At 46.1% G+C, this 6,816-nt stretch carries 3 protein-coding genes; 2 read left to right on the top strand and 1 reads right to left on the bottom strand.

Features of this window, described 5'->3' with window-relative positions; translation table 11 throughout:
- The first annotated feature begins 186 nt into the window (after positions 1-186).
- Complete coding sequence (locus ACXLDX_RS06735) at positions 187-2,844, top strand: hybrid sensor histidine kinase/response regulator (RefSeq protein WP_457576426.1); 2,658 nt, start codon at positions 187-189, stop codon at positions 2,842-2,844.
- Between the two features lie 63 nt (positions 2,845-2,907).
- Here the strand turns inward: ACXLDX_RS06735 and ACXLDX_RS06730 are convergent, their stop codons facing one another.
- Positions 2,908-4,098 (bottom strand): TMEM43 family protein, encoded by a 1,191-nt coding sequence (locus ACXLDX_RS06730; protein ID WP_457576425.1) that lies wholly within the window; start codon positions 4,096-4,098, stop codon positions 2,908-2,910.
- A gap of 257 nt (positions 4,099-4,355) precedes the next feature.
- On the opposite strand from ACXLDX_RS06730, the gene ACXLDX_RS06725 reads away from it, so the two are divergent.
- A complete protein-coding gene (locus ACXLDX_RS06725) occupies positions 4,356-6,593 on the top strand; it encodes a GAF domain-containing hybrid sensor histidine kinase/response regulator (protein WP_457576424.1) in 2,238 nt (745 codons plus the stop codon).
- The last annotated feature ends 223 nt before the right edge of the window (positions 6,594-6,816 follow it).

Raw genomic sequence — 6,816 nt, 5'->3', positions numbered from 1 at the left:
AGTGTCTGTCCAAAAATGAGGATTTTGTTCGAGATCAAGACGCACGGGAAATTTTACCGTAGGCATACTGTTGATATTCCGAAGATAAAATTTATCGGCAACGCAGGTATCGGGCAAAAAGACTAATTATGGACAGGCACTAAACAAAGAAACACAATCATCAATGTCTGCCTGAAGGTCTCCGAAATGCGATACGGATCCGGCCCCATCCTCTTTTTCATGCTGACACTTATGCTCTGTCTTCTCCCGGGCCATGCGACCGCAGATCCCGGCCAATCCAGCCCCGCACCTGCAATTAATCCGCTGGAAAGCAGACATATCCTTCTGCTGAACTCCTATCACCAGAGAATGACCTGGGTCAAAGACATCGTACGGGGAGTGGAAGACGTTCTCCGCCCGGACGAAAACAATCTTTCTCTCCATGTGGAAAACATGGACTCTAAAAAACATCATTCTGCAGAATACTATGATATTTTTTACAACTACCTGAAAACAAAATATAAAAACACCAAATTCTCCCTGATTCTATCCTCAGACAATAATAGTTATAATTTCCTGCGCAAACACCGGGATGTCCTCTTTCCCGGTGTCCCGGTGTCATTCTGTGGTGTGAACGGTTTCAATTATGAGCAGATAGCGGATATTGAAAATTTTACGGGTGTTGCTGAAATTGTCTCCGCCCGGGAAACAGCAGAAATGGCTCTCCGGCTTCATCCAAATGTATCCCGAATTTTTGTCATTAACGATTACCTGGTGACCGGCCGAGCCTGGGCTCACGATATCTCCAGACAATTACGGCATATCAGTCCGGATATCACAATTAAATATGCGGACAATCTCCCTATCGGTTCCCTTATGAAGACAATTGCCGGGCTGGAAAAAGACACACTCATCCTGCTGGGCAGTTATTTTTCCGACCGGGACGGAAACTATTTTACCTATGAACGCGTCGGAGAAATGCTTTCAAAAGCAAGCAGGGTTCCGATTTACTGCCTGCTGCGGTTTAACATCGGAAAAGGAGTTATCGGGGGAAAGGTTATCAGTGGCTATTACCAGGGAAGGGCAATGGCCGTGATCAGCAGGAAAATCTTGTCAGGCACACCAGCCCAGAGTATTCCGGTAATTGAACAGGGCAGCAATAAAACAATTTTCAATTACAACCAGCTCAAACGATTCAACCTGAAAGAATCCAGGTTACCACCCCAGGCCATCATCATCAACAAACCTCACTCATTTTATGATGAGTACAAAGCTCAAATCCAGGTAGTCACTGTCTCTATCGCCATCCTTCTCCTCACTATCCTCACTCTTGTTTTCAATATCCGAAAGCGCATTGCCGCGGAAGAAGCACTTAGAACCAGTGAAGAGCGTTTCCGCCAACTGGCCAATGCGGGCTGGGAAGCAATATCCATCCATGAGGACGGACACCTGCTTCAGGCTAATAAAGTCTTTTTTGATCTTTTCGGCTACAGTCGTGAGGAATTGATCGGCAAACGGATAATGGAATTGATCTTTTCAGAAGAGTGCCTTGAAATCGTCAAAGAAAAAGTGAAAAACAAGGATCTTGGCCCCTATGAGGTGACGGGAAAGCACAAAAACGGATCACTTTTTCCTATGGAAATTCGGGTACGGGAGATGAAACACGAGGGGAAAAATATCCGGATGGCGGCGATGCGTGATCTCACAGAAAGAAAAGCGATGGAAGAAAAACTGTCACAATCAATGAAACTTGAAGCAATCGGAACGCTTGCTGGAGGAATCGCCCATGATTTCAACAATATCCTTTCAGCAATTCTCGGCTACTCTGAACTCACCCTCCTCCATCTTCCTGAAAACTCACAGGCTGAAAATCACCTGAAAAAAGTGTTGGATGCGGGAAATCGGGCCAGGTCTCTTGTTCAACAGATTCTTACTTTTGCAAGGGAATCAAAAGAAGAGCTCCAGCCTGTTCAGGTCTCCCTGGTTGTCAACGAAGCACTCAAGCTTTTGCGTGCCTCGCTGCCCACCTCCATCGAAATAAAAAAACAGATCATCTCGGACAGCCTGATACTTGGAGACCCGACCCAGATCCATCAAATTGTAATGAATCTATGCACCAATGCCGGAAAGGCCATGGCTGACGGTGGAGTTTTAAGCATAACCCTTACCGAGACTACGGTCAATGACCCCCATCTCCTGGCCGGACACCCGGAAATGGAAAACAAACGCTATCTCCAGCTCATCGTCAAAGACACAGGCAGTGGAATCGCACCTGAAATTAAAAACAGAATTTTTGATCCATTTTTCACGACTCGAAGTAAAGAGAGCGGCACAGGCCTTGGATTATCAGTCGTCCACGGAATCGTCAAAAACTGCAAAGGTATAATAACAGTAACAAGCGAAATACGCTGTGGTTCAACCTTCACTGTCTTCCTGCCAGTAATAGATCGGGAGATACAGCCTGTCTCTTCTGTTTCAAGTCCACCCAGGGGGGGGACCGGACATATCATGTTCATAGATGACGAGAGCAGCCTGGTGGAAATAGCTGAATCTTTTCTGAAGAGGCTGGGTTACAGGGTATCCGGCTTTACCAGCAGCATGGCAGCAATAGAACAATTCAGGACATCTCCCGAAGATTTTGACCTAGTTATTACGGACATGACCATGCCCAGAATGACTGGAGATAACCTGTCCCGGAAAATACTCGCCGTCAGAGAAGATATCCCCATCATCCTCTGCACCGGTTTCAATGAACAGATTTCCGAAAAGAAAGCCCGTGAAATAGGTATAAAAGCCTTTCTCATGAAACCGGTAGACCAGGAAACATTAGCCGGAACAATAGAAAATATCCTTGCTGCCGGATAAACTGTAACTCCTTACGGGGGCAGCAGCTCTATGATTTTTTTTGAGCCGGAAAGTATTTAAAAATCAGGGCACAGATGGCGGTTCCTCATGAGGTACAGGGGGCGGCATAACCGGCTCACTCCTTCTGATTTTACGGAAAAGCAGCACACCAATGAGAAAAGCACCCCCGAGAACAGTAAGACCGAGCAGCGGCCTGTAAAAAAGCCATGCAATACCAATGGTTACACATGTCAACAGAGCAGAAAAGAACGCAGCGACAACAGTCGTTCCAGCCCCAATAATCGAACCGATCATCGGTACGACATCGGCAAAAACAACAAGGGGAGAAAGGATCATGCTCAAACCGACCGTCATCAGGAAAAAACCGGCGAAACGAAGCGCCCAGGTCAATACAGTGTTGGATTGCCTGGCCTTTAAAAACATTGAATCTGCAGTATGAATACCAGTCTCAAGCAACTCTATATCACCACCTGCAACAGTATGATAAGGTTCAAAAGTTGAACTGACCTGGCGTGCGACAATACTTATTTCCGTCGGTAAAACCACAAAATACCTGATTCTCATATCACCGGTTTTAGGATGAGCCGGATCATCCCCCAGGTAGAAACCACCACCATGCCTGATGCTCCCGGCAGCTCCCCCCTGCGGTTCGACATCTGCAGGCACAGGGAAAGGCACCTTGTTTCCAAGCCTTGTGAGGAGTGATTGGGGCAGGGTAAATGCGCCAAGACGAACATGAGAAGCCATTACTGTTTTTGGCCCATACGCCATTACCTTCGGGTTTTCGTGGCCGTCCCGCTGCTGAAATCCCCCTGAATCAATAAGCCGGCCGGACCACTCCTGCCTGTAACTGTAGGTAGTTACCGTCTCCTCACCTCCTCCGAGTTTCTTTTTCTTTTTCGTCCTGCGCGATTCCTGCCACTGGTACATTTCCACATGACGAATCAACTTGATTGCCGAAGCGGTAATACCGAAATCCGGATCAGTTAAAACCTCTTCAGTTTCCGTTTTTCCACTCACATGGACAAGTTTTCCATTATTTTCAGGAAGAACACGATTCTTATCAATAGAAAGAACCTTTCCGCCACCTTCTACCAGTGATTTATAACGCTCCACGGCTCTTCCCTCGTTCCAGAAAAGCAGGCCGAGGGAAAGTAAAACCATCACTATGCCTGCCAGGATACCTTTGAATGCATTACCGATGCGTTTAAACCATGATGTCTCTGTTGTTATGCTGAAAGTGTCATTTCCCATTGCTACACCGTTGTCATAAAAAATCAGCGGCTGTTTTTCTAAACCCGAAACCGTGACAGATTCAAGATTATATATAAACACAAGCCAAACCGCAACTGCCCTTACTCCTGGTTCTTTATTGACTCACAAGCGTCAGGCTGAATTTTGTGCGTAATAAGAAAAAAAATTCCTCTCCCTTCAATGGACACTCATTTTCTGATATGATTAGATGATAGCTTTTCTCAAACAAAAAATACTAACCGGAAATATCCAGCTTTATGCATGACAGCGCCATTCTCCCCGCTTCCGATTTCCCCACCCTGCTAACATACCTGATCACAGGTCTGAGATCTGTTTCATCCGAGAAAGAACTGTCTGGTTTTCTTCACCGGGATTTTTTTCCGAAGTTGAGTCAATTCTCATCAGAAATCTACTATCCCGACTTGTCCACCAGGCTGTTTTCTCCAGTTTCTTCAGCAGCCTGCAACCGGCAGCATACGCCTGTCGCAATCCCTTCAACCCACAGGTATTTTCCCACCAGGCTCAAAAAAGGTGAAACTGCAGAACACCATGGCATGGAAAAAAGACCACCGTTTTTTGCCTCAACGGGGAATTTTTCCCATCTGCTTTTCCCGGTCATGGACGAAGATCAACCAGTTGCCCTTTTCTACTTCGGCAGCCGGGAGAAACAGTTATTTTCAACACAGTTCCTCTCACTTCTGCAGCCGATTGCCGCAAGTATCGGCTCATGCCTGCATGATCTTGCAATTATAAAAAACCTGCAGGCATCCCTTGATTCCCTGGAATACTCCGAAAAACTGAAAACTTCCCTCTACACAATCAGCGAACAATCACAAAGCGTTGAAAAAATAGAACATTTTTATATTTCTCTCCACCATGCAATTGGCCGGTTGATCCATGCCCCCAACTTTATTATAGCCCTGATGGAAAAAAGAAATGATTCCAATATCATTAATTTCCCTTATTTTGCAGATGCTTATGATAAACAATCCCAGGGACAGACAGTTGACATGGACGAGCATCCTCTTATTGCTCATATGATAAAAAATCGGAAAACCCTTCTTCTTACCCCGGATAATTTTGATCTTATATGCCGGGAAAACAGGATCAGTTTTTCAGGAAAGAAACCACATTCCTGGCTGGGCGCACCTTTTTACCTTACAGAAAAATCGGGGGCAGTAATTGTCCAGAGTTATCAGGACGTCATATACACTGAAAAAGACAAAATCCTCATGGCCCATGTTGCCCGTCACGTGGGGGACACACTGAACCGGAGACTCGCCCTGGAGGAGTTAAAAATTGCCAAGGAGCAGGCGGAAAGAGCGGAAAAAAACAAATCCACCTTTCTTGCCAATATGAGCCATGAAATCCGCACCCCGATGAACGGAATAATCGGCATGACGGAACTGGTCCTTGATATGGACCTTTCCCCCCGCCAGAGAAGTTACCTGACAATGGTTCATACTTCGGCCGAGAGACTCCTCGAACTGATCAATGATATCCTCGACTTTTCCAAAATAGAAGCAGGCAAACTCCAGCTTGACCTGAAACCTTTTAAATTTCGTGATGCCATAGCCGACGCCATGGAAACCCTGGCCCTGGAAGCAGCGGAGAAAAATATCAACCTGGTGATCAACTGTGATCCTTCCATCCCCACCGTCCTCTATGGAGATGCGGGCAGACTCTGCCAGATACTCATCAATCTGCTTCATAACGGTTTGAAATTCACTGAATCCGGCTCAATTTCGCTCACAATCGGCAGAGCCGGCAACATTCCGGCAACCGGCGGACAGCTCTCTCTTCATTTCCAGGTATCGGATACAGGAATAGGCATTCCTGCAGAAAAACTGAACACAATCTTCAAACCGTTCAGCCAGATCGATACTACACGTGATGCAAACAAGAGAGGAACCGGGCTGGGCCTGGTCATTGCCGCAGAGCTGGTAGAACTCATGGGAGGAAATATCCGGGTAAAAAGCCGTCCGGGAACAGGCACCACTTTTTCTTTCACGGCCTGCTTTCAGACCTGCCCGGATGAAAGAAAAAAAGGCAGTCTCCCGATGGAACCGGTCGATCCGCTGCCACAGCTTCAGAGCAGGCCGTGCACTATTCTTCTGGTTGAAGATGAATATATCAACCGGACCCTGGCAGTTACTCTTCTCCAAAGGGACAACTGGCAGATCACCACGGCAGAAAACGGCAGACAGGCCCTTGCATATCTCGAAAAAAACAGTTTTGACCTCATTCTCATGGATATCCAGATGCCTGAACTCGATGGTTATGAAACCACAAGAATCATACGTGAAAAAGAAAAAGCCACGGGAAACCATATCCCGATTATTGCCATGACAGCCTATGCCGTTAAAGGCGACCGACAAAAATGTCTTGCGACGGGAATGGACGGATATATCTCCAAACCCATCAAAGCAAATCGCCTGCGAACGGAAATAGCAGCTATTTTAAAGGATCGCATTGCAATGACTTTTGATCATTGATACATTGATCTGGAACTGTATGTAATTCTAAAAAAATGCCCTGAAAACGTAACTGGTCACAGGGGTAGCAACTCTATGATTTTATTACCTCTGAACTGTAATTGCTCACAGACTTCTGAGGTAGTCTGTCAACGTTAAAATCATTCGCTGAGAAAATTTATCCACAGTGTTTTAACCATGTTATCAACAGAGTTATCAACACCTAACGTGGGAAAATCGGGCT

Source organism: Desulfomarina sp., from assembly GCF_054039375.1.
This window is presented reverse-complemented; position numbering and strand designations above follow the sequence as displayed.

What these genes read in the sequence shown, in the direction of transcription:
- ACXLDX_RS06735 (WP_457576426.1), top strand. Translation starts at nt 187, where the DNA reads ATGCGATACGGATCCGGCCCCATCCTCTTTTTCATGCTGACACTTATG.
- ACXLDX_RS06730 (WP_457576425.1), bottom strand. Translation starts at nt 4,098, where the DNA reads ATGGGAAATGACACTTTCAGCATAACAACAGAGACATCATGGTTTAAA.
- ACXLDX_RS06725 (WP_457576424.1), top strand. Translation starts at nt 4,356, where the DNA reads ATGCATGACAGCGCCATTCTCCCCGCTTCCGATTTCCCCACCCTGCTA.